The following is a 22,762-nucleotide window of genomic DNA, read 5'->3' on the forward strand; positions in this document are numbered from 1 at the left end:
AGCCTTCCGATGGTGACCCGCACGCGCCGTCCACGAGGAACCTTCCGGATGTGACCCGCCCATGAGGAGTGACGTGATCCACACCCTGCTCGTCGCCAACCGGGGCGAGATCGCCTGCCGGATCTTCCGCACCTGCCGCGACCTGGGCATCACCACCGTCGCCGTGTACTCCGACGCGGACGCCGGCGCCCTGCACGTACGGGAGGCCGACCTCTCCGTACGCCTGCCGGGCGCGGCCCCCGCCGACACCTATCTGCGCGGCGATCTCGTCGTGGCCGCCGCGCTGGCCGCCGGGGCGGACGCCGTGCACCCCGGCTACGGCTTCCTCTCCGAGAACGCCGCCTTCGCCGCCGCCGTGGGGGACGCGGGCCTGGTGTGGGTGGGCCCGCCGGTGAAGGCCATCGAGCTGATGGCGTCCAAGACCCGGGCCAAGGAGCTGATGGCCGGGGCCGGGGTCCCGTTGCTGGCCCCCGTGGACCCGGCGACCGCGGGCCCCGGCGATCTGCCGCTGCTGCTGAAGGCGGCGGCGGGCGGCGGCGGACGCGGCATGCGGATCGTCCGCGAACTGGACGCGCTGCCGGGCGAGTTGCTGGCGGCCGCCGCCGAGGCCGCGTCGGCCTTCGGGGACGGCGAGGTCTTCGCCGAGCCGTACGTGGAACGCGGCCGGCACGTCGAGGTCCAGGTGATGGCCGACGAGCACGACACCGTGTGGGCGCTCGGCACCCGGGACTGCTCGCTCCAGCGCCGCCACCAGAAGGTCATCGAGGAGGCACCCGCCCCCGGCCTGGACGACGGCCTGCGCACCCGGCTCCACGCGGCGGCGGTGGCGGCGGCCCGTGCCGTCGGCTACCGGGGCGCGGGGACCGTGGAGTTCCTGGTCTCCGCCGAGGGACGCCCGTACTTCCTGGAGATGAACACCCGCCTCCAGGTCGAACACCCGGTCACCGAAGCCGTGTTCGGGCTCGACCTGGTCGCCCTGCAACTGCGCGTGGCGGAGGGCGAGCCGCTGGCACCGACGCCTCCGCCGCCGTCGGGCCACGCGGTCGAGGCCCGGCTCTACGCCGAGGACCCCGCACGCGACTGGCAGCCGCAGACCGGAGCGCTCCTCGCACTGGACGTGCCGGACGCGCCGGGCCTGCGCCTGGACACCGGATACACCGGCGGCGACACCATCGGCGTGCACTACGACCCGATGCTCGCCAAGGTGATCGCCCACGCCCCGACCCGCGCCGGGGCCGTCCGGCTGCTGGCCCGCGCGCTGGAGCGGGCCCGGATCCACGGCCCGGTCACCAACCGGGAGCTGCTCGTACGGTCGCTGCGCCACCCGGACTTCGCGGCGGCGCGCCCGGACACCGGGTTCTACGACCGGCACCTGGCGGCCCTGACCGCCCCGGCCCCCGGCCGGAACCCGGCGACGGCCGCCCTCGCCGCGGCCCTGGCGGCAGCCGTCCGCACCACCGGCACCGGCGGCCCCGCCCCCATCCGCTTCGGGGCCTGGCGCAACGTGCCCTCGGGGCCGCAGGTCAAGCGCTACCGGAGCGAACCCGACGGGGCCGAGCACGAGATCACCTACCGCACCCCGCGCACCGGCGTCCCGGTACCGCACGACACCCCGGGCGTCCGGGGCCTGGCCGTCACTCCGGACCGGGTGACCCTCGAAGTGGAAGGGGTCGCCCGGCACTTCACGGTCACCGCCGACCGCGACAGCGACCGGGTGTACGTGGACACCGCCGACGCCTCGTACACCTTCACGGCCCTGCCCCGCTTCACCGACCCCGCCACCCACACCGACCCGGGCTCCCTGCTCGCCCCGATGCCCGGGACGGTCGTCCGCCTCGCGGAGGGCCTGGCCGCCGGCGTCGCCGTCGAGGCCGGGCAGCCGCTGATCTGGCTGGAGGCGATGAAGATGGAGCACCGCATCCTCGCCCCCGCCTCCGGCACCCTCACCGCCCTGCACGCCACCCCCGGCCACCAGGTCGAGGTCGGCGCGCTGCTCGCCGTGGTCCAGGAGGGCCCGGCCGCCATCCCCGTACCGGAGGAGACCGCATGAGCACCGCCCGTACCGTCGCCGGCACGACCCTCGAAACCGAAGAGCACCAGGCCCTGCGCGCCGCCGTCGCCGCCCTCGGCAAGCGGTACGGACGCGACTACATGACCACCGTCATCCGCGAGGGAGCCCACACCGACGAGCTGTGGGCGGAGGCCGCCAAGCTCGGCTACCTCGGGGTGAACCTCCCCGAGGAGTACGGCGGCGGGGGCGGCGGCATGGCCGAACTCTCCATCGTCCTGGAGGAGTTGGGTGCGGCGGGGTCGCCGCTCCTGATGATGATCGTGTCGCCCGCGATCTGCGGCACGGTCATCGCCCGCTTCGGCACGGAGGACCAGAAGCGGAAGTGGCTGCCGGGCCTCGCCGACGGAAGCCTCACCATGGCCTTCGGCATCACCGAGCCCGACGCCGGCTCCAACTCCCACCGCATCACCACCACCGCTCGCCGCGACGGAACCGACTGGGTACTGACCGGCCGCAAGGTCTTCGTCTCCGGCGTCGACATAGCCGACGCCACGCTGATCGTCGGCCGCACGGAGGACGCCCGCTCGGGGAAGCTGAAGCCCTGCCTGTTCATCGTCCCGCGCGACGAGCCGGGGTTCGGGCGGAACCGGATCGACATGGAACTCCACGCGCCCGAGAAGCAGTTCGAGCTGGTCCTGGACGACGTACGCCTCCCGGCCGACGCCCTGGTCGGCGACGAGGACGCGGGCCTCCTCCAGCTCTTCGCGGGGCTCAACCCCGAACGGATCATGACGGCCGCGTTCGGCATCGGCATGGGCCGCTACGCGCTCTCCAAGGCCGTCGAGTACGCCCGTACCCGGCAGGTCTGGAAGGCCCCGATCGGCTCCCACCAGGCCATCGCGCACCCGCTGGCCACCGCCCACATCGACCTGGAGCTGTCCCGCCTGATGATGCAGAAGGCGGCCCGGCTGTACGACGAGGGCGACGACGTCGGGGCGGGCGAGGCGGCGAACATGGCGAAGTACGCGGCGGGCGAGGCGTGCGTGAAGGCGGTCGACCAGGCCGTGCACACCCTCGGCGGCAACGGACTGACCCGCGAGTACGGCCTCGCGTCCCTGATCACCGCGTCCCGGGTGGCCCGGATCGCCCCGGTGAGCCGCGAGATGATCCTGAACTACGTCTCGCACCAGACGCTGGGCCTGCCGAAGTCGTACTGAACCTTTCCTGACCCGCTTCCGTCCGACCTCTCCCCATCCCTCCCCCACAGGGGTGATTCTGACCCTCCACACCCGCACGGCGTCCCGCGCCGCCACCCGGGCGGCGCGGGCATCCGCGACGACAGGGGACCGCCATGGTGTTCCGCAGCGAGTACGCAGACGTACCGGCCCTCGACACGCCCATCCACGAAGCGGTCCTCGGCGGGGCCGCCGGATTCGGTGACACCGTCGCCCTGATCGACGGGACGAACGGCGCCTCCCTCACGTACGCCCAACTCGACGGCTTCCACCGGCGCATCGCCGCCGCGCTCGCCGAGGCCGGTCTCCGCAAGGGCGACGTCCTCGCCCTCCACAGCCCGAACACCATCGCCTACCCGGCGGTCTTCCACGGCGCCACCCGCGCCGGCGCCTCCGTGACCACGGTCCACCCACTGGCCACGCCCGAGGAGTTCGCCAAGCAGCTCGCCGACAGCGGGGCGAAGTGGATCGTCACGGTCTCCCCACTCCTGGCGACCGCCCGCCGGGCCGCCGAACTCACCGGCGGCGTACGGGAGATCTACGTCTGCGACCAGGCGGAGGGCCACACCTCCATCCTGGACATGCTGTCCTCCACCGCCCCCGAGCCCGAGATCCTCATCGACCCCGGCGAGGACGTCGCCGCGCTCCCGTACAGCTCCGGCACGACGGGCACGCCCAAGGGCGTGATGCTCACGCACCGGTCGATCGCGACCAACCTGGAGCAGCTGAGACCGTTCATCCCCATGGGCGAGGGCGACCGCATCCTGGCCGTACTCCCCTTTTTTCACATCTATGGGTTGACCGCGCTGATGAACGTCCCGCTGCGCTGCGGCTCGACGGTCGTGGTGCTGCCCCGCTTCGATCTCGCGCAGTTCCTGGAGGCCATCCAGACCCACCGCATCACCGGTCTGTACGTGGCCCCGCCGATCGTGCTGGCCCTGGCGAAGCACCCGCTGGTGGGGGAGTACGACCTGTCCTCGCTCCAGTACATCGTCAGCGCCGCCGCCCCGCTGGACGCCGAGCTGGCGGCGGCGTGTTCGGCCCGGCTGGGCGTGCCGCCGGTGCGGCAGGCGTACGGGATGACGGAGCTGTCGCCCGGTACGCACGTGGTGCCGCTCTCCGTCGAGCAGCCGCCGCCGGGCACGGTCGGCAAGCTGCTGCCGGGCACCGAGATGCGGATCGTGTCGCTGGAGGACCCGGAGAAGGACGCGGAGCCCGGCGCGGACGGCGAGATCCTCATCCGCGGCCCCCAGGTCATGAAGGGCTACCTGGGACGCCCCGACGCCACCGCCCACATGATCGACGCGGACGGCTGGGTGCACACCGGCGACGTCGGGCGGGTGGACGCGGACGGCTGGCTGTTCGTCGTCGACCGGGTCAAGGAGCTGATCAAGTACAAGGGGTACCAGGTCGCCCCCGCCGAGCTGGAGGCCCTGCTCCTGAGCCACGAGCACCTCGCGGACGCGGCGGTGATCGGGGTGTACGACGCGGAGGGCAACGAGGTCCCGAAGGCGTTCCTGGTGCGGAGCCCGGCGGGCGGGGAGCTGACGGCGGACGACGTCATGGCGTACGTCGCCGAGCGGGTGTCCCCGTACAAGAAGGTGCGGCAGGCCGAGTTCGTCGAGGAGGTGCCCCGGGCGGCGTCCGGGAAGATCCTCCGGCGGGTGCTGCGCGACCGGGAGAGGGCGGCGGAACAGTGACCCTGATCGTACGGACGGGGGAGCGGGGCATCGCGACGCTGACCCTGGCGTCCCCGGCCAACCGCAACGCGCTGTCCGCGGCGCTGGTGGCCGAACTGCGGGAGGCTCTGGAGGGCTGCGCTTCCGACGACACCGTACGGGCGGTGCTGCTCACCCACACCGGCACGACGTTCTGCGCCGGGGCGGACCTGACGGCGCCGCCGGACCCGGAGGCGTTCGTCGGCCTGATGCGGCAGATCGTGGAGCTGCCGAAGCCGGTGGTGGCCCGGGTGGCGGGCCATGTCCGGGCGGGCGGCCTGGGCCTGCTGGCGGCGTGCGACATCGCGGTGGCGGGCCCGGCCTCGACCTTCGCCCTGACGGAGTCCCGGCTGGGCCTGGCCCCGGCGGTCATCTCCCTCACCCTGCTCCCCCGCCTGGACCGCGCGGCGGCCAACCGCTACTACCTGACCGGTGAGCGCTTCGACGCGGCGGAGGCGGCCAGGATCTCCCTGGTCACGGTGGCGGCCGAGGACGTCGACGAGGCACTCGTACCCATCCTGGACGGCCTGCGCCGGGCCTCGCCGCAGGGGCTGGCCGCATCGAAGGAGCTGGTCACGGCTACGGTGCTGAGGAGCTTCGACCAGTACGCCGAAGACCTCGTCGCCCGATCCGCCGCGTTGTTCGCCTCCGACGAGGCGAGGGAGGGGATGACGGCCTTCCTCGAACGACGGGACCCGGCATGGGTGCGGTGACACCACCTTCCAGCCCTCTGAGATCCGCTCACCCGCCCAAGCAGGACCGCAGCCGGGCGACGCGGCAGCGGCTCCTGGAGGCGGCGGTGGCCTGCCTGGCCGAACACGGCTGGGCGGGCTCCACCGTGTCCGTCGTCGCCGAGCGCGCCGGCGTCTCGCGCGGCGCGGCCCAGCACCACTTCCCGACCCGCGAGGACCTGTTCACGGGGGCGGTGGAGTACGTCGCCGAGGAACGCTCCGCCGCCCTGCGCGCGCTTCCCGTCCAGGGCCGCGCCGAGGTGGTCGCGGCCCTGGTCGACCTCTACACCGGCCCTCTGTTCCGGGCCGCGCTCCAGCTCTGGGTCGCCGCCTCCAACGAGGCCCAGCTCCGCCCGCGCGTCACGGAACTGGAGGCGCGGGTGGGCCGGGAGACCCACCGGATCGCCGTCGAACTCCTGGGCGCCGACGAGTCCTGCCTCGGCGCCCGCGAAACGGTCCAGGGCCTCCTGGACATGGCCCGCGGCCTCGGCCTCGCCAACCTCCTCACCGACGACACCGCCCGGCGGGCGCGGGTGGTGGCGCAGTGGGCGGCGCTGGTGGAGGAGGGGCTGGGGTGAGGCCCGTACGGGGCTCCCGGGCCGCCGACGGCAACGACACCACCCGGCCCCGGGCTCCGCACCGCATCCCGGCCGCGCCCGGCGAAGTCCGCTCGTTCGGGGCCGCGAGGCTCAGGGGCGCTCGGAGCTCTCCCGGGCCGGAACGGGCGTCGCCTGGTGGTAGTACATCCGCCACGACGCCTCCCCGGCCCGCCTGCGCCACAGCGAACTCCGGCGGGCCCGCTCGCCGCCGATGACGGTCTCGTACGTGAGGTGCACCAGCCCCGGCCCCAGCACCACCCCGGTCATGCCGGAGGCCTGGTAGCGCGGGCCTTCCGCGTCCCCGCCGTCCAGGCCGGGGAGCGCGGCGAGCATCTCCTCGTACGTCCACCGCCTCCCGGAGGCCCCGACCTCGACGAACTCCGGGTCGAGCAGCGTCTCGGCGACCGGCCGGGAGAGACGTACGGCGGGGTCCATCAGCCGCAACTCGCCGTCGATCGCCGCGCTTACGTCTTCGGTTTCCTGACTCATCCGGCCATCCTCGCCGATGAGGCCTCACCCTTCGGGCCTCGACCTCCAGGCCTCGCCTTTCGGAGGGGCGGCGGAGGCCCGGCCGGCGCGGTGGCGGCGAAAGGGTTGGTACGCGGGGCTGACGGAACCGGGTAACGTCTTTGTCATGTTCTTCCTGGCGCCGATGTACGAGTGAGAGCGTGATGGGCCGCCGCTGACGCCCTTGGGCGTCGCCGCCCGTCCCCCACCGGCGAATCCGTAGATCACCGCACATCCTTACCGGGAGAATCCATGACCGTGAGCAAGAACATCAACAACCCCGTGGGCCAGGGTGGCGGCCAGCGCAAGAAGCTGTCCCGCGCCGAGCGGCAGAACAACGGCCCGCACCGCAACCTCGACCGCCGGAGCGCGGCCGACCAGAAGGCGGAGCTGGTGCGCAAGATGCGCGAGAAGACCGGCGCGGCCGAGGGCACCGGGCAGACGGGCGACGACACCGCACAGAGCTGACGCACCGCCGCCGCGGTTCGGCGGCGAGCCGCACGAGGCAGTGCCTTTCGTGCTCCCCGGCCACCGCGTGATGGTTTGTCTTCGCCGACCGATCATCAGCGGTGGCCGCGCTATGTGCGCACCCCTAAGCGGGCCCGAATCCGCACCGATACCCGCACCGATACCCGCACCGATACCCGCACCCATATCCGCACCGATATCCGCAGTGGCTTTCGGCGGCCAGAATGACGGTCTTCGCCCGGAGCGCCGGGGTGTGTATGCGGCGTTCGAAATGAATACCGCATTCCGTTTGTTCGGCGCGTCGCGGAACCATAGCGTTGCGATCATGGAATCTCCGATGACGAACACCACCGACCAGGCGCCGGCGAACCCGGCCGCCACCGATGACATGCTGGCCACGCAGCCGGTCGGCTACTGGAGCGGCCTGGCCCACGCGACCGTCACGCGGCATCTGCGGGACGCGATGGCCAGGATCGACGTCACGCAGCCCCAGTACTGGGTCCTCAACCGCGTGAACGGCGGCCCCGCAGCACCGAGCCGCGAAGAGGTCGTCGCGCAGCTGACGCACCTTGCCGACGGGCCGCACGAGATAGCCAGGGTCGTCGACCAGTTGCTCCACCGTGAGTGGCTCGGCATCGATGACGATCAGCGCCTGCACCTCACGGATGCGGGGGAGGCCGCCAGGGTGCGGCTCCGTGAACTGGCGACCGAGGTACGCGCCGTGGTCCACAAGGGCATCAGCGACGAGGAGTACGTGGCCGCGCTCCAGGTACTGCGCAAGATGGTGGCCAATGTCGAGAGCGACGGGAATGCGGGAGCGACGCCTCGGACTTCGTGACGGGGCCCACGAGGAACCTCCTCCACCAGGGCGGCGCGGGGCGGTGATTCCCGACCGTGAGCGCGGGCCGCTGGATGCGGCGGGCGGTTACCTCGGAGGTAATTGAGGCCCTCCGTGGGGCCGCCTAACTTCAGCATTGTTCGGAGGCCCCACCCGAGGGGCCGCTTCCGTATCCGGGCGACTCCCTGGTGCACGAGAGGAAGACGACAATGGCTTCGACGCGGTATGACGGGCTTGCCTGCACGAGGGCGACGGGATCCGACGGGTTCGCCAGGCTGGCGCTCAAGCTGGACGCGGTGGTCACCGGCCTCAACGGCATCGCCTACCTGGCACTCGCCACGGTCCTCGACTCCTTCTTCGGCGTCACGACGGCGGTCCAGTACCCGGTCGGGGTGTTCCTGCTTCTCTACGCGCTGGGAGTGCTCGCGATCGGGACGCGGAAGGAGATCAACCGCACGGGACTGACGGCGGTCATCGCGGCGAACCTGCTGTGGGTCCTGCTCAGCCTGGTGGTGGTGGTCTCCGGCGTGCTGTCTCCGACCGGCGTCGGCGCGGTCTGGATCGTGCTGCAGAGCCTGACGGTCGGCGGCTTCGCAGCCCTCCAGTACGCCGGGCTCAAGCGGCTGTGAGCTGGTCCGGATCGGGCCCGAGGAGCCATGGGTGCGCCGGACCAGCTGTCTGCGGGCCACGTACGGGATCTTGAGACCATGAGCGGCCCATGGCAGGCTCGCGCCCCATGATCGACGAATTCGCGAAGGACCACCTGCACGGAAGATTGCGGCGGGACCGCGAGGCGCTGCTCTGGAAGCTCGACGGCCTGTCCGAATACGACGCCCGCCGACCTCTGACAGCGACCGGGACCAACCTCCTCGGCCTGGTCAAGCACGTGGCCACCGTCGAGGCCAGGTACTTCGGCGAGGTCTTCGACCGCCCTTCCCCGGAACCGCTGTCCCGTTGGCAGGACCACGACGGCAGCGATCAGTGGCCGGCCGAGGACGAGACCCGCGATCAGATCGTCGGGTTCTGCCGACGCACGTGGGAACACTCGGACGTGACGATCCAAGGACTTCCCCTCGACGCCCCCGGCCACGTGCCGTGGTGGCCGGACCCGCATCGCAACACGAACCTGTTCGCCGTCATGGTCCATGTCCTGGGCGAGACCAACCGCCATGCCGGGCACGCCGACATCCTGCGGGAGGGCATCGACGGCCGGACCGGCCTACGCGCAGAACACGAGCAGGAGATCGACAGGGCGGCCAGGGCGGCCTACCGCGCGAAGATCGAGCGGGCCGCCCGGACTGCCGCACCGCTCAAGGCTGAGACGTGATCCCCCGAGGAAGGGGCACCCCGGCCGGTGGGGGTCGGACGCTGCCGGCATCGGGCACCGGGGGTTGACCGCGCTGCGAGACTTCCGGCATGGACATGGGGCGTGAGTCGCGGTGGGACAAGGATGCGATGACGGTAGAGATCGCCTTCGCCCTGGTGACCGCCGCTGCCCTCGCCGCGGCGGTCTTCGCCGTCGCGCTGACCCTCACTCTCGTCCTTGACCTCTCCGACGCGGCGTCCACAGGCGTACGGGTGGGGGGAGCCCTGGCGGGAGGAGCGGCCGGAGTGTGGCGTCTGGTACGGGTGCTGCGTCGCTTCGACGTGGAGCGCCGCAAAGGCCACTGACGGCACGGCTCGACCCGCCACGAGCGCAAGGTCGGCCAGTGGACCAGCTTTCTCAGCATCGCCCGCACCTGCTGTCGCGGGCTCACTGAATGAGATGACTCCTACGGGGCTTTGAGAAGGTCGCGGAGGCCGGCGCGGCAGGGGCGGCAGAGCCCGTCGGGGAGGGCCTCGGACGGCGCAGGTGGAGCGGGCTCCGGAGCGGACCGGCTCCACCTGGAGCGGCTGCGGCCTCAGCGGTACCGGATCACGTGCAACGCCTGGACTCCGGTCGGGTCGAACGACACGGGTTCTTCGGACGAGCCGTCGAGGAGCAGCACTCCGGTCGCTGTGGTGAGTCCGTTGACCAGCCACCCCACGGCCTCGCGGCCCCGGCCGTCCGTGCGACGGATCCAGATCAGGGCCCGTGACCCGGCAGGGAAGGACGACAGTTCGTCGACCGCCGAAGACCAGACCTGGTGGTCCGACGTCGACAGAACGGGACCGAGCTGGGCGAGGGTCGAGTCGAACCAGTCGGCACGGCCGGGCGGGGGAGGAGTCGGAAACTTCCCGGTGCCGGGAACGCCTCCCGCATCCCAGTGGGCCAGCCACTCCCAGGGATCCGAATTCGGCAGACCGAACGGCTCGGCAGTGTCCTTGGGGACGACCAGTGTCGCGTCGAGCATGGTGTCCTGCCAGCGTCCCCCGCGTAGGTGCCGCCGGGTGTCGCAGGAGAAGACCCAGCCCCGCCGTGTCTCGTCGCCGGTGGTGGGCCCGACCAGCTCGGCCTCGCCTCCGTACGCGTTCTCCAGCCACAGCCGGGCCTTGGCCACCGCCGCCTCGAAGTCGTGAGCCTCCTGCTCCCAGGACCGGCGTGGAGTCCTCAGCGCCTCAGGCAGGGCACGGACGAGGACCAACTCGCGTACGTGGTCGGTGTCCAATCGGGCGAGGGACGACGTCAGGCTGTCGAGGAAGACGACCTGCCCCTTGTTGTTGTGCGCGTACACCAGATTGCCCGTGGCTTCCTGACCGGCGAGTTCGCGGCGTATCCACACCAACCCCCGAGTGTCGGGCCCCGGCTCCGCGACTGCCTTCACGACCTCGTCCCAACTGCTCGCGCGCACACGCTCGAACTCGGGGAAGTATCGGCGGGTCAGCCTGCTCCACCAGCCGGGAGCCTCGTCCGAAGGCTGCCAGGCGAGCGGTACGGAAGGGCTTCCGTTGATCGCCGAGTGCATGGCCACCACGGTGCCGCGCGCGTTGATCCTGCGCCCCTGGTTCTGGCTGCGCGCGACAGCGGCCTCGTACGACGCGGCGGGCTCCAGATCGGTGAGGGGCGCGCTCGGCGCGGGGTGGAAGGGGGAGCTGCCGTCCTTGGGGACGACCACCGAGGCCGCGAGCATGGGGGTGTGCGGGAAGCCGGGCTGCTGCACGGTCCGGCAGGCCATGAGCCAGGCCGTGGCCGACTCGGCCACAGGGTGCGGTGCCACCAGTTCCGCGAGCCCGCCATAGGTGTGGGCGAGCCAGGCAGCGGCTTGCTGGTCGGGGCGGAGCATGTCAATGCCCCTTCTTGGGCGGCCAGTTACCCGAGGCCTGGAGGGCCATGTATTCCTCTGTCGGCGGGAAAGTGGGAGCGAAATGGGCGGCGGAACGGTCGTGCGGGACCACGATCACGGCAGAAAAGGGCGCCTGAGTGAAATCGCCTGTTTCGATGTGTTCTTTGAAATCGAAACAAACTGTCCAGCCGTAGGTGAACTCAATGGCAGTATCCGGGCGCATCACGATGGAATCCGCTCGATCTGGATACGCGACTTTACGCAGGAATGCTTCGGCGCTTGTCACTGCTTCGTCTCTGCTTACCATCTAGGGAGCTCCATGGTGATACGGGGTCAGACCCTGAGTCCTGAGGTCCTCGCCGCCCCGTTCAGGTATCTCCCCTATGGGTGTGTGTCGGCGTCGATCGCGGCCTCATCGGGCACGATTCCCTTCACCGGCGATGATGAAGCGGATGCCGTTCAAGTCGGCGGTCAGTAGCCCTCGCTCTTCGTCGGGCGGGTGTCCATCGCCCAGCGGCACCAGGACCGGGGTGGCTCGGAGCCTTTCCAGCAACGCAGCATATTCCAGCCGAAGTTGAGTGACAGGGGCATCCTCGGTCGCCGGGCCCGCGCCGACCTGGGCCGTGGTGGGCTGCATCGGAGTCTCGGACTGCGCGGACGTCGAGTCCGCGGTGGAGGCATCTGTCGTGCTTCCCGACTCGCCGGATTCCCGTACAGGGCGGACCAATTCGGCGTACTCCGCGAGTCGCGACTTCGGGTTTCGGCCCGTGGCTGTTCGCCTGCCCGGCCCTTGTACTCAGGCGTGACGCACATCATCACATCTGCGATCTGGACGGCACGACGCACACCTGCAACACCTCTCAAGGGGCTTTGAGAAGGTCGCGGAGGCCGGCGATGTACGCCCCGATGTCGCGGGCGTCGGCCGGGGCCTCGACGGCAGGAGCCGGGGGCTCGGCCGACCCAGGGTCGTGGGCGGCGCGGCAGGGGCGGCAGAGCCCGTCGGGGAGGGCCTCGGGGCGCCCGGGGGTGCCGCAGTCGGTGCACTCCATCAGGATGCGGCGGGCGGGCGCGGCGGGCGACGCCTGCTCAGCAGGCAGCAGGCGGGGCGGGATCTTGTCGATGAGGCGGCGGCGGACGAAGCCGCGGGGGCTGTCGACCTGGGCGGGGAGCCCTGCGGTGAGGGCGGCGGTCAGGTAGTCGGCGTCCACGCCCCGGGCGAGCCATTCCGCCGCCTGGGCTTCCAGGGTGGCGCAGTCGTCGGCGGACAGCCCCAGGCGATGGTCCGTGCGGCCGAGCCTGGCCAGGGCGAGATAGGCGGGGGAGGGGAGAGGCGTCGGTGCCGTCGGATCAGCCGGACCCGTGGCGGTCGTCGCCGGAGCAGCGCTCGGGGCAGGGCCCGGCGCGGGTGCCGTGTCCGGAGGGTCGGCCGGGGTGCGCTGGTGCGGTACGGAGGCGGGGGCCGGGGCCTCCGCAGGCTCTGCGGGCCCCGGGGCGCCTTCCGCGCGGGACGGCTCCGGTGAGTCCGGGGCGGCTTCTCCCCGAGGCCTCTCCGGCGGCGTGGGCGGCGGGTTTTCGGCAGGGACCCAGGGAGGCGGAGGGGCGGCGGTGGCGGGGGGCGTCACTCCGAGCGCGGGGCGGGTGGCCCAGGCGTTCTCGGCGGTGAGATAGGCGTTCCACCACTCGTTGTCGCGGGCGGTCCGCGACCAGAAGGTGCGGAACGCCCAGCGGGTCGTCTCGCCCGCGCCGACCGCGCACCGTACGCGCCGCAGGTGCCCGGCGACGGACAGGGCTTTGAGGGCGGTGGAGATGGCCTGCTGCCCGTAGAGCGGAAGCTGCTTGGCCAGGGTCTTCACGCTCATCGCCGCGCCCTCGGGGAGGTGGTCGACGAACCCGGCGACATACCGCTCCCGCGTCGGCAGGAGCGCGAAGTCGTGCGGTGTGTGCGGGCGTTGGTCCGGCGCGGAGCGTTTGCCGTAGCCGGGCTTGGCCATCGGGTACGCGGTGGAGCGTGCGGGGGCGGGCAGGGCGGAGCTAGGGTGCTGGGTAGCCACGGGATCGACCTTTCTTCGATCGTGTGGTGAGACCCCGGCCTGGTGCTCCTACACACCGCGTCGGGGTCGCTTGGTTCTCGCACCGTAAGCAGTGCGGATGGCCCGCTGCAAGCTGCCGCGAATAGTCATACTTGCTGGCCGTGACGGGGGCGGGGAGGTGGGGGAGGTTTTCCCAAACCCCTTCTTCTGCCTACCGGTTAGAGAAGGCGCTCGAATCCCGGGTCTCGCATTCCGGCGCCTGAAACTCGCACCCCGAGCTTCGGGGCGGGGTGTCTATTGAGTACGCCCGAACGAGTGAATGGTTTGTACCGCATCTCGGGTCTCGGGTCCAGGACCCATGGCCGGGATGATGTCGCGATGCCTGACTGCCGTCCCTAGGCTCGACGCGTGAAGACGTTCGTGTTCGACATAGGTGAGACTCTCGTCCGCGACGACCGCTACTGGGGTTCCTGGGCCGACTGGCTCGGCATGCCCAGACACACTCTGTCCGCCCTGGTCGGCGCCGTGACTGCCCAGGGGCTCGACAACTCCGAAGCGCTGAGGCTGGTGAGGCCGGGCATCGACATTCCGGCCGAATACGCCGCCCGCGAGGCAGCCGGACGGGGTGAGCACCTCGATGAGTCCGACCTGTACGAAGACGTCCGCCCCGCACTTGCGAAGCTACGGCAACTCGGGATGCGCGTCGTTGTCGCGGGCAACCAGACCGTGCGCGCGGGTGAGTTGCTCCGGGCGCTCGACCTGCCCGCCGATCTTGTCGCAACCTCTGAGGAATGGGGCTGTTCCAAGCCTTCGGCGGAGTTCTTCGACCAGGTCCTCGAAGCGTCCGGTGCCCCCGCGAGAGACACCGTGTACGTCGGTGATCACCCCGCGAACGACACGTTTCCCGCAGCCAGGGCTGGGCTCCGCACCGTACACATCCGCCGCGGCCCCTGGGGGCACCTGTGGAGCGCCGACGAGCAGGTGAACGCGACTGCCGACTGGGTGATCCAGTCGCTCACGGAACTCCCGGCGATCGCCGGAAAGTAGAGAAATCAGGTTCCACAACGTCATCGCGCGCGTACGGTCAGTGGGTGTCTTCCGGCGGCCCGCAGAAGACCGGCAGGCGGATCTGCTTGCCCTGATCAGGAAGTGTCAAGTTCCCTGCGCATGCGCGCGGAACGGGTCTCGATGGCGATGGTGGCCACGGTGCGGGCGATCTCCACAGCTTGGTTTGGCTCCCGCGCTGCTGCGGCGGCGGTCGCCTGTCGGGCCATGTACACCCCGTGGTCTCGGCGGGCCGTCTCCGGTACCCCTGCCAGTACCTGTGTCCACAGGGAACCCGCTTCGGCGCCGAGGCCGAGCCGCCTGTAGCAGGTGGCTCGCTGTACCTCCAGGTATCCATGGGAGGAGATCGAGCAGGCCTGGTGGGAGTACGAGGCGCTGGGGCGACCCGACGCCGGGCAGTTCGGGCTGACCGTGACCGGCCGGGGCCAGCAGGTATGGCTGCGGGACCCGGCCGAGGTCGTCCGGCCCAGCAGGGCGTGACCCGAGCGCGGGGCCCGGCCGTGTGCACGGCCGGGCACCTCGATGCCGGGGCGGGGGCGGCCCCCTTCACGCCCTCACTCCTCGCGCAGGCTCATCACCAGCTCGCGCGGCAGGCCATGGGTGTCGTGGAGGTAGTGGAGGTCCTCCTCGGTCAGCGGGCCTCGGAACCGGGGCTTGGCGAGTACCCCTCGGCCGCGCTCCAGAAGCCGGCCGAACCGGCGCTCCTCTTCGAGCAGCATCCGGAGCACGTCGACCGGGCGCAGGTCCTGCCGGAAGTGGTCCACGGTGTGCCGGACCAGTTCTTCCGGAAGATCCCCGACACTGCGTGAGGGATCCTCCCGCCACAGCACGGTGAGTACCCGCCGTACCAGGCGGCGCAGCACATAGCCACGCCCCGTGTTGGCGGGGCGTACGCCGTCGCCGAGTACCACGACGGCCGAGCGCAGGTGGTCGCAGACCAGGCGCAGTGAAGGTTCGTCGAGCGGCCACAGGGCGGGCACCAGGCGGCGCCAGGGGTCGAAGAGGTCGCATGCGAAGACGGACGACTTGCCCTGGAGCAGGGCGGCCAGCCGTTCCAGGCCGAGGCCGGTGTCGACGTTGCGCTGGGGGAGGGGCACGAGGGAGCCGTCGCCGAGGCGGCGGTGGGTCATCGTGACGTGGTTCCACACCTCGACCCAGCGGTCGTCGCGGGTGGGCGTCGACTGCGGCGGGCCCTCGCCGGTCCACAGGAAGATCTCCGAGTCGGGGCCGCAGGGGCCGGCCCCGTCGTTGGGCCACCAGTTGTCCTCCACAGTGAGTTCCACGGGGACGCCGAGGCTCTGCCACAGGTCGACAGAGGCCGTGTCCGGTTCGGTTCGGCCGTCACCGCCGAAGGCGGTGGCGTGCAGCAGACCGGGATCGATGCCCAGGCCCTCGGTGAGCAGCCCGTACCCCCAGTCGAGGCTGCGCGGGCCCCCGTAGTCGCCCAGCGACCAGGTGCCGAGCATCTCGAAGACCGTCAGGTGGGTGGCGTCCCCGACCTCGTCCAGGTCCGTGGTACGCAGGCAGCGCTGTACGTTCACCAGCCGTCGGCCCAGCGGGTGGGGGCGGCCCTCCAGGTACGGAGTGAGCGGGTGCATGCCCGAGGTGGTGAAGAGTACGGGGTCGCCGTCGGGCGGCAGCAGGGTCGAGCCGGTGATGCGGCGATGGCCGCGCTCTTCGTAGTAATCGATGAACGTGCTGACCAACTGGTCCGTTCGCATGGAGGGCTCCTTCGCGTGACGACGGGAAGGCGCCGGAGAACGGGACCGTTCGGTCACCCGGGCCGGGGCCAGAGGCGCCACGGCACTGCCGACGGACCGTTTCCGGTCGCCGGGGGGAGAGAAGGTCAGGCGGCGGCAACCGGCGAGCTGGTCGCTCGCGCGGTCGCGGTGGTGCTGAGGCCGGTGACGTTCATGCGGTCGAGCCTAGCTCGCCCCGGCCACCGGGGCACGCGAATTCTGCGGCGAAGGGCTGTTCGCGGGCGGTGGGGCCGGTGGCGGGGTCGGGGGCGGTGGCGAGCGCGTGGCACAGGGCGCAGGGCGATGGACGGGGGGCTCAGGGGCTGTCCCCCGCCGGTCGCCGCTCCGGCACCTGGCGGGCTCTCAGGTGGGCTCGCTCGCCCTGGTGGCCGAAGAGGACCAGGAGCTCCACCGTCCGGTCGTTGTCGGGGCCGAGCCAGTGCGGCACGTGGGTGTCGAACTCCGCTGCCTCGCCCGGCTTCAGGACCAGGGTTCGGTCGCCCAGGATCAGCCGTAGCCGCCCGGCCAGTACGTACAGCCACTCGAAGCCCTCGTGGGTCCGCAGGGTCGGCTCGATGTCTGGCCCCGGCGGGATCAGCAGCTTGTGGGCCTGGACCCCGCCCGGGCGGCTGAGCGGTACGTAGGTGAGGCCTTCGCGGGTGACCGGGCGGAGGTGGATGCGCGGGTCACCCGTGCGGGGCGCGCCCACCAGCTCGTCCAGCGGTACCGCGTGGACCTCCGCCAGCGGCAGCAGCAACTCCAGCGTCGGCTTGCGCGTGCCGCCCTCCAGACGGGACAGGGTGCTCTCGTTGATCCCGGTCCGCGCGGCCAGCTCGGCCAGGGTCAACCCGTGCCTGCGCCGCAGTTCTCTGAGGCGGGGACCGACCGCCGCCAGCACGCCGTTCTTGGCGGTCCCGGCGGTCCCGGGGGCGGTCCCGGTATTCCTGGTGCTCCCGGGGTCCTTGGGCGTCTGTCGTGCTGCGTCTTCTTCGGCTGCCATGGCAGTCAGGTTGCCGAAACGGCATGGGAGCTTGCAAGGGCGGCAGGACGCGGCGCACCTTCCTGTCCAGCGGGGCGGCTCGTCCGGAGCGGCCTCCACGGGCATGAAAGGGAGCAGCCATGAGCAGCGACACCACCGACACCACCGGCGCCACCGACTCCGCCACCTTCTGGGAGAACCACTACGCCGGCGTGGACGCGCGGTGGGGCACCCGCCCCAACGCCGTCCTCGCCGAGGCCGTCACCGCCCTGGCCCCCGCTCCGGGCGACGGCGGACGGGCGCTGGACCTCGGCTGCGGGCACGGCGGCGACGCGCTCTGGCTCGCCTCGCTCGGCTGGGACGTCACCGCCGTCGACGTCTCGGCGACCGCCCTGGGCCGGGTCGCCGCCGGGGCCGCCGCCGCCGGGCTCGCCGACCGCGTCCACCCGAGCCGGCACGACCTGGCCCGGTCCTTCCCCGACGGGACCTTCGGCCTGGTGACCGCCAGCTATTTCCACACCCCTGTGGAGATCCCCCGCGACCAGGTGCTCCGGCGCGCCACTGAGGCCGTCGCCCCCGGTGGCCTGCTGGTGCTGGTCGAGCACGCCTCGCTCGCGCCCTGGTCCTGGCGGGACGGCCATGAGGACATACGCTTCCCCGCCCCCGACGACGTACTCGCGTCCCTGCGGCTCGGCGACGGGTGGCGGACCGAGCGGTGCCACGCGCCCCGGCGGACCGCCACCGGACCCGGCGGCGAGACGGCGACCGTGACCGACAACGTCATCGCCGTCCGCCGGGACGGGGCCACCTGAACTGTCGGAGGCGGGTGGCAGAGTGGAGACCGCCGGAATCGGAGGGCCGCAGGGGCCGAAGGGGGAGCCGTGGGGGATTACTTCCAGAGCATCGTCGACCGTGACGTGACCGAGGCCGATGCGGCCCCGCTGGCCGCACGTGTCGTCGCCTGGCTCGTGGCCGAGGGCGTCATCGGGCCCGAGCGCACCGAACTGGTCCTCGGCAAGGGGCCTGGATATCCGCCGGGACCGCGTATCCGGGAGGTCGTCGACAGCACCGGCTGGGGCGAGCCGTGGCAGGGCGGGCCGCTCGACGTCGAAGTCACGCGCACCGTGTTCGACGCCGGGCAGGGGGCCGATCCGGCCTCGGCCGGATGCCCGCGCTGTGAGCGGGACGTCGAGTTCCACGAGGAGGACTGGGAAGAGATACCCGGTGCCTGGGACCCGTTCTCCGAGGCGCTCACCGACTGGGAGGAGGGAGGCGAGGGCCTCGTGCGGTGCGTGCACTGCGACGGGTCGTCCCCGCTCGCCGACTGGACCGGAATGGACGGCTGCTTCGCGTTCGGCAACCTCGGCTTCACCTTCTGGGGATGGCCCGACCTCACCCCGGCCTTCCTCGCGGAGTTCGACCGCCGGCTGGACGGCCACCGTACGGCCTTCATGTCCGGGAAGCTCTGAGCCGGAAGCTCCGAGCCGGGAAGCTCCGAGGCGGAAGCTCCGAGCTGGTCCGGGGCTCAGCCCCGGGGCTTCGTCCCGGGGCCCCGGACCAGCGGCCTTCTCACCCCGCGACGATGGCGTCGTACCCGTCGATCTCGCGCGGGTCACGCGTCCCCGGGCCGATGTACGTCGCCGAGGGGCGCACCAGACGGCCCGTGCGCTTCTGCTCCAGGATGTGCGCCGACCAGCCCGCCGTACGGGCACAGGTGAACATCGACGTGAACATGTGCGCCGGGACCTCCGCGAAGTCCAGCACGATCGCCGCCCAGAACTCCACGTTCGTCGCCAGGACGCGGTCCGGACGCCGTGCGTGCAGCTCCTCCAGCGCCGCCTTCTCCAGCGCCTCCGCCACCTCGAAGCGCGGGGCGGCCAGCTCGCGGGCCGTGCGGCGCAGGACGCGGGCGCGGGGGTCCTCGGCGCGGTAGACGCGGTGGCCGAAGCCCATCAGGCGTTCGCCCCGGTCCAGTGCCTGCTTCACGTACGCGCTCGCGTCGCCCGTACGCTCGATCTCCTCGATCATGCCGAGGACCCGGGACGGGGCGCCGCCGTGCAGCGGGCCCGACATGGCGCCCACCGCGCCGGACAGGGCGGCCGCGACGTCCGCGCCCGTCGAGGCGATGACCCTGGCCGTGAACGTCGAGGCGTTCATGCCGTGCTCGGCCGCCGACGTCCAGTACGCGTCGACCGCCTTCACATGCTTCGGGTCCGGCTCGCCGCGCCAGCGGATCATGAACCGCTCCACCACCGACTGCGCCTTGTCGATCTCGTTCTGCGGCACCATCGGCCGTCCCTGGCCGCGCGCCGACTGGGCGACGTAGGACAGCGCCATCACGGCCGCCCGCGCCAGGTCGTCGCGGGCGGTCGCCTCGTCGATGTCCAGCAGCGGCCTCAGACCCCAGACGGGGGCCAGCATCGCCAGGGCCGACTGCACGTCGACCCGGATGTCACCGGAGTGCACGGGGAGCGGGAACGGCTCGGCGGGCGGCAGGCCGGGGGCGAACGCCCCGTCCACCAGCAGGCCCCACACGTTTCCGAACGAGACATGGCCGACGAGATCCTCGATGTCGACCCCGCGGTAGCGGAGCGAACCACCTTCCTTGTCCGGTTCGGCGATCTCCGTTTCGAACGCGACGACTCCCTCAAGACCGGGTACGAAGTCGGACATCAGTCGGCTCCCTCAGTTCGGCGGGCGGCGGGCGGCGGGCGGCAAGGCCGCTGCTGTGCGAAGGACGGTGGAGGACCGCGAAGGACACAGGGGCCTGCCCCAAGATATTGGCGGGTTCCCCGGGAGCGGGGAAGCGTGACATCCGGCACAGGGCCCCATTTCGACGCCGCGTGGTTACGGGGCCTCCCCGCCGGGCAGACTGGGCCGCTGCGGCAGGATGGGACCGTGCCCACACCAGATCACTCCGTGCCCCTTCCGGATCATGCTGTGCCCGCACCGGATCACGCCGCCCATCAGGCTCCTTCCGCCGTGCCCTCCCGTATGCCCTCTCCTGTCGATTCCACCACCGATCCGGCGGCGATGCGCGAGCAGTACCGTTCGGAGGACTTCACCGAGCACGATCTCAGCCCCGATCCGATGGACCAGTTCGCCCGCTGGTTCCGTCAGGTCGCCGTCGGCGGGGTGCTGCACGAGCCCAACGCGATGATCGTCTCCACCGCCACCCCGGACGGCCGCCCGTCGTCGCGCACCGTGCTCCTCAAGCAGTACGACGACCGTGGCTTCGTCTTCTTCACGAACTACGACTCCCGCAAGGGCCGCGAGCTGGCGGCCAACCCGTACGTCTCGCTGCTCTTCCCCTGGCATCCGATGGCCCGCCAGGTCATCGTCACCGGCACCGCCCTCCGCACCTCCCGCGAGGAGACCCTCGGTTACTTCCGCACCCGCCCGCACGGCTCCCAGCTCGGCGCGTGGGCCAGCGCCCAGTCCACCGTCGTCGGCTCCCGCGAGGAGCTGCTCCGCCGGTACGAGGAGCTGGCGGCCCGCTACCCCGAGGGCGAGAAGGTCCCGGCCCCGCCGCACTGGGGCGGCTTCCGGGTGGTGCCGGAGACGATCGAGTTCTGGCAGGGGCACGAGAACCGGCTGCACGACCGGCTGCGGTACGTGAGGGAGGGCGGCGAGCCGGGCACCGGTGAGTGGCGGGTGGAGCGGCTCTGCCCGTGACGCTGATGCCGCGACCCTGACGCCGTGAACCGTGAACGGTGAACGGGGGCCGGGAAACGCAGAAACCCGCAGGCTCTGGGTCCTCCGTGCACAGAGGAGCCGGCCGGACTTACCGGCGAGCCTGCGGGTCGGTGACTGCTTGGGATTGGCCGGCGTCCGGCCTGCACTGCAGAAAGAGTGCGACGACGGGCGTCAGCCCGCAGCCACCTCACGAGTCCGAGAAGAAATCACTTCTTGAACACCTCCTTTCCTGTGTGCCCCCAGAGTAGGAGCGCCCCGGATCGCGGTTCAACCGATTTATTCGGTGACTTTCTCCGCGCCGGACTCTCCGCCCGTGCCCGTGAGGCCCAGCGCGCCCCGGACCTTCCTCAGATCCACGAACTTGAAGCCGGTGGCCTCCCGTCCGTCCGGCGCCGGGGTGGCGTTGCCGTCCTGGACGACGAGCAGGCCGCCCGGGTACCGGCTGCCGAGCGGTTCGTTCAGTACCGCCGCGCCGTCGCAGACCTCGGACCCGTCCAGCGTCGCCGAGGCAGCCGTCACGCGGAAGCCGCCCGCGTACCGGGGGAGGGCCCGGTCCTCGTGGCGGGCCCCGTTCCCGCGGTCGGCCCCGTTCTCACGCCGGTCCGGCGGGCGTACGCGGCGAAGGTGTCGTCGCCCTGGCTGGAGGCCAGCAGATACCGGTCGCCGTTCCGCTCGGGGAGCAGGGTCAGCCCCTCCACGTCGGCCGAGATCCGGGTGCCGCCGAAGCCCGGGTCCTTCCCCGGGACGCACTCCTCGCTCTCCTCGTCGTACGTCCCGGGCACGCCGTACTCGCGGACCTTGTCGACCAGCACGGGCTTCCCCCGCAGGTCGGCGGGCATGCGCCAGATGCCCACGTCCTCCTGGCCGGCGTAGAGCGTGCCGTCGGCCGGGTCGACCACCATCCCCTCGACCTGGGGCAGCTCGCCCGGGTCGCCGCAGGGCGTCCAGGACGTGCCGTCGGGCAGCCGGAACTCGGAGGGCAGATCGAGGCTCCGGACCTTGCGGTACGTGACGGTGCCGGACCGGGTCGGGAGCAGCTCCAGCAGCGCGACCGAGGTGCGGTCTCGCCGGCTGGCCAGGGCGTATGCACGGCCGCTGCGGCGGTCCGTCCAGGTGGCCAGGCCGTACGCCGTCGCCTGCTCGTTGACCTCGTCCTGGTCGGCGGAGAACACCAGGGGCGCGGCCGGGTCGGTGACGTCGGTCAGCGGGCCGCCCGGCCGGGACGGGTCGATGCGGTGGATACGCAGCCGGTCGTGGCCCCGGTCGGAGGTGACCGCCAGGTCAGCGGTCCTGCCCGGGGAAAGACGCAGTCCGTGCACCAGGTCGACGTTGTTGAAGCGGCCCGGGGCGTCGTCGGGGCCGGGCGCGGCGGGCGCGGGCAGCGACTGCACCAGGCGGGCGTCCAGACCGTAGACCCGCAGCCCGCCCTCCTTGGCGGTGGCGATCACCAGGCTGCGGTCCGGGGCGGCGGGATCGCGCCAGATCGCGGGGTCGTCCGCGTTGGCGTTGCCGCCCTGCTCGTCGTCGTACAGCGTGGGGGTCTCGGCGCGCGGCGTCACGGCGGGGAGCGGCCGGGGGCCGTCCTGCCGACCGCCGGGCGCATGGGGTGCGGCGGGCGCCGGGGCGGCGGCGACGAGTGTCGCGAGCGCGGCGCAGACGGCGAGGGTGGCCGCCGCCGTCGGACGTGTGATGCGGAGTGGCGTCACGGAGGAGTCCTTGCGGTTGAGGGGCGAGGCGGGCGGGGGCGCGTGCGGGGGCGGGGGGGCGGGGGCGAACCAAGGCTGGGGGTGCCCGGTGGACTCTGTGTGACGTCGTCACCACGCACCGCCGTGCTGCCGGTGAACTCCCCATGCCGGAGCGCCGAACGAGGCCCTGGCGTGTTTGCGCGGGGTGGCGTGAAAGCGATGGAAAGCGATCGGAGATCCGGCGGTGGGAGAAACGAT

The 22,762-nt window shown here is 71.9% G+C and carries 22 protein-coding genes and 3 pseudogenes; 15 read left to right on the top strand and 10 right to left on the bottom strand.

The window, feature by feature from the left end; all coding sequences use genetic code 11:
• Positions 1-61 precede the first annotated feature (61 nt).
• From PSQ21_RS20280 to PSQ21_RS20300, 5 genes are all read left to right on the top strand, one after another.
• The gene (locus tag PSQ21_RS20280; RefSeq protein WP_274032042.1) at positions 62-2,050 is read left to right on the top strand and encodes an acetyl/propionyl/methylcrotonyl-CoA carboxylase subunit alpha; all 1,989 of its coding nucleotides are present in this window, start codon (positions 62-64) and stop codon (positions 2,048-2,050) included.
• Positions 2,047-3,228, top strand: a complete 1,182-nt coding sequence (locus PSQ21_RS20285; protein ID WP_274032043.1) for an acyl-CoA dehydrogenase family protein — start codon at positions 2,047-2,049, stop codon at positions 3,226-3,228. Before PSQ21_RS20280 ends, PSQ21_RS20285 begins: the two co-directional genes overlap by 4 nt.
• Positions 3,229-3,362: 134 nt before the next feature.
• Positions 3,363-4,946, top strand: a complete 1,584-nt coding sequence (locus PSQ21_RS20290) for a 4-coumarate--CoA ligase family protein (protein WP_274032044.1) — start codon at positions 3,363-3,365, stop codon at positions 4,944-4,946.
• A complete protein-coding gene (locus PSQ21_RS20295; RefSeq protein ID WP_274032045.1) occupies positions 4,943-5,677 on the top strand; it encodes an enoyl-CoA hydratase family protein in 735 nt (244 codons plus the stop codon). Before PSQ21_RS20290 ends, PSQ21_RS20295 begins: the two co-directional genes overlap by 4 nt.
• Positions 5,665-6,273 carry a TetR/AcrR family transcriptional regulator gene (locus tag PSQ21_RS20300; RefSeq protein ID WP_274032046.1) on the top strand — a complete coding sequence of 203 codons (609 nt, stop codon included), beginning with the start codon at positions 5,665-5,667 and terminating at the stop codon, positions 6,271-6,273. The genes PSQ21_RS20295 and PSQ21_RS20300 overlap by 13 nt, the downstream gene beginning before the upstream one ends.
• Before the next feature lie 111 nt (positions 6,274-6,384).
• On the opposite strand, the gene PSQ21_RS20305 is transcribed toward PSQ21_RS20300, so the two are convergent.
• Positions 6,385-6,783, bottom strand: a complete 399-nt coding sequence (locus tag PSQ21_RS20305; RefSeq protein ID WP_274032047.1) for a nuclear transport factor 2 family protein — start codon at positions 6,781-6,783, stop codon at positions 6,385-6,387.
• Between the two features lie 270 nt (positions 6,784-7,053).
• Here PSQ21_RS20305 and PSQ21_RS20310 point away from each other — a divergent pair, with 270 nt between their 5' ends.
• The 5 genes from PSQ21_RS20310 to PSQ21_RS20330 all read left to right on the top strand — a co-directional run bounded on the left by PSQ21_RS20310 (position 7,054) and on the right by PSQ21_RS20330 (position 9,778).
• On the top strand, positions 7,054-7,269 hold the full coding sequence (locus PSQ21_RS20310; protein ID WP_007454046.1) for a DUF6243 family protein: 216 nt from the start codon (positions 7,054-7,056) through the stop codon (positions 7,267-7,269).
• Positions 7,270-7,594: 325 nt separating this feature from the next.
• Positions 7,595-8,107, top strand: a complete 513-nt coding sequence (locus PSQ21_RS20315; protein WP_274032048.1) for a MarR family winged helix-turn-helix transcriptional regulator — start codon at positions 7,595-7,597, stop codon at positions 8,105-8,107.
• Positions 8,108-8,316: 209 nt separating this feature from the next.
• Positions 8,317-8,736 (top strand): hypothetical protein, encoded by a 420-nt coding sequence (locus tag PSQ21_RS20320; RefSeq protein WP_274032049.1) that lies wholly within the window; start codon positions 8,317-8,319, stop codon positions 8,734-8,736.
• 107 nt (positions 8,737-8,843) lie between these two features.
• Positions 8,844-9,434, top strand: a complete 591-nt coding sequence (locus PSQ21_RS20325; RefSeq protein WP_274032050.1) for a DinB family protein — start codon at positions 8,844-8,846, stop codon at positions 9,432-9,434.
• An 89-nt stretch (positions 9,435-9,523) separates the two neighbouring features.
• Positions 9,524-9,778, top strand: coding sequence for a DUF6332 family protein (locus tag PSQ21_RS20330; protein WP_274032051.1), 255 nt, complete (start codon positions 9,524-9,526; stop codon positions 9,776-9,778).
• A 230-nt stretch (positions 9,779-10,008) separates the two neighbouring features.
• On the opposite strand, the gene PSQ21_RS20335 is transcribed toward PSQ21_RS20330, so the two are convergent.
• From PSQ21_RS20335 to PSQ21_RS20350, 4 genes are all read right to left on the bottom strand, one after another.
• Positions 10,009-11,310, bottom strand: a complete 1,302-nt coding sequence (locus PSQ21_RS20335; RefSeq protein ID WP_274032052.1) for a YrhB domain-containing protein — start codon at positions 11,308-11,310, stop codon at positions 10,009-10,011.
• 1 nt (position 11,311) lies between these two features.
• Positions 11,312-11,596 carry a YrhB domain-containing protein gene (locus PSQ21_RS20340; RefSeq protein ID WP_274032053.1) on the bottom strand — a complete coding sequence of 95 codons (285 nt, stop codon included), beginning with the start codon at positions 11,594-11,596 and terminating at the stop codon, positions 11,312-11,314.
• 126 nt (positions 11,597-11,722) lie between these two features.
• Entirely contained in the window at positions 11,723-11,947 is a 225-nt protein-coding gene (locus tag PSQ21_RS20345; RefSeq protein WP_274032054.1) for a hypothetical protein, read from the bottom strand.
• Between the two features lie 223 nt (positions 11,948-12,170).
• A complete protein-coding gene (locus PSQ21_RS20350; RefSeq protein ID WP_274032055.1) occupies positions 12,171-13,361 on the bottom strand; it encodes a MarR family transcriptional regulator in 1,191 nt (396 codons plus the stop codon).
• A 387-nt stretch (positions 13,362-13,748) separates the two neighbouring features.
• On the opposite strand from PSQ21_RS20350, the gene PSQ21_RS20355 reads away from it, so the two are divergent.
• Complete coding sequence (locus tag PSQ21_RS20355; protein WP_274032056.1) at positions 13,749-14,387, top strand: HAD family hydrolase; 639 nt, start codon at positions 13,749-13,751, stop codon at positions 14,385-14,387.
• Between the two features lie 101 nt (positions 14,388-14,488).
• Here PSQ21_RS20355 and PSQ21_RS20360 read toward each other — a convergent pair.
• Positions 14,489-14,740, bottom strand: a pseudogene (locus PSQ21_RS20360) (Twin-arginine translocation pathway signal); the annotation flags it as partial.
• Position 14,741: 1 nt separating this feature from the next.
• Here PSQ21_RS20360 and PSQ21_RS20365 point away from each other — a divergent pair.
• A pseudogene (locus PSQ21_RS20365) lies at positions 14,742-14,885 on the top strand (methyltransferase domain-containing protein); the annotation flags it as partial.
• Between the two features lie 74 nt (positions 14,886-14,959).
• Here PSQ21_RS20365 and PSQ21_RS20370 read toward each other — a convergent pair.
• Positions 14,960-16,126: an alanine--tRNA ligase-related protein gene (locus PSQ21_RS20370; protein ID WP_274032057.1), complete on the bottom strand. Its 1,167-nt coding sequence runs from the start codon at positions 16,124-16,126 to the stop codon at positions 14,960-14,962.
• Between the two features lie 334 nt (positions 16,127-16,460).
• Complete coding sequence (locus PSQ21_RS20375) at positions 16,461-17,144, bottom strand: helix-turn-helix domain-containing protein (protein WP_274032058.1); 684 nt, start codon at positions 17,142-17,144, stop codon at positions 16,461-16,463.
• A gap of 119 nt (positions 17,145-17,263) precedes the next feature.
• Here PSQ21_RS20375 and PSQ21_RS20380 point away from each other — a divergent pair, with 119 nt between their 5' ends.
• Both PSQ21_RS20380 and PSQ21_RS20385 read left to right on the top strand, forming a co-directional pair.
• Positions 17,264-17,935 (top strand): class I SAM-dependent methyltransferase, encoded by a 672-nt coding sequence (locus PSQ21_RS20380; RefSeq protein WP_274032059.1) that lies wholly within the window; start codon positions 17,264-17,266, stop codon positions 17,933-17,935.
• Positions 17,936-18,004: 69 nt separating this feature from the next.
• Positions 18,005-18,592, top strand: a complete 588-nt coding sequence (locus PSQ21_RS20385) for a hypothetical protein (protein ID WP_274032060.1) — start codon at positions 18,005-18,007, stop codon at positions 18,590-18,592.
• A gap of 100 nt (positions 18,593-18,692) precedes the next feature.
• Here the strand turns inward: PSQ21_RS20385 and PSQ21_RS20390 are convergent, their stop codons facing one another.
• Positions 18,693-19,796 carry a citrate synthase 2 gene (locus tag PSQ21_RS20390; protein WP_274032061.1) on the bottom strand — a complete coding sequence of 368 codons (1,104 nt, stop codon included), beginning with the start codon at positions 19,794-19,796 and terminating at the stop codon, positions 18,693-18,695.
• A 360-nt stretch (positions 19,797-20,156) separates the two neighbouring features.
• Between PSQ21_RS20390 and pdxH the strand changes: the two genes are divergently transcribed.
• Positions 20,157-20,798, top strand: coding sequence for a pyridoxamine 5'-phosphate oxidase (pdxH, locus tag PSQ21_RS20395; protein WP_337961704.1), 642 nt, complete (start codon positions 20,157-20,159; stop codon positions 20,796-20,798).
• 297 nt (positions 20,799-21,095) lie between these two features.
• On the opposite strand, the pseudogene PSQ21_RS20400 reads toward pdxH, so the two are convergent.
• Positions 21,096-22,525 (bottom strand): annotated as a pseudogene (locus PSQ21_RS20400) (phytase).
• Between the last annotated feature and the right edge of the window lie 237 nt (positions 22,526-22,762).

The organism is Streptomyces sp. MMBL 11-1 (genome assembly GCF_028622875.1).
In the GTDB taxonomy this organism is placed as follows: domain Bacteria; phylum Actinomycetota; class Actinomycetes; order Streptomycetales; family Streptomycetaceae; genus Streptomyces.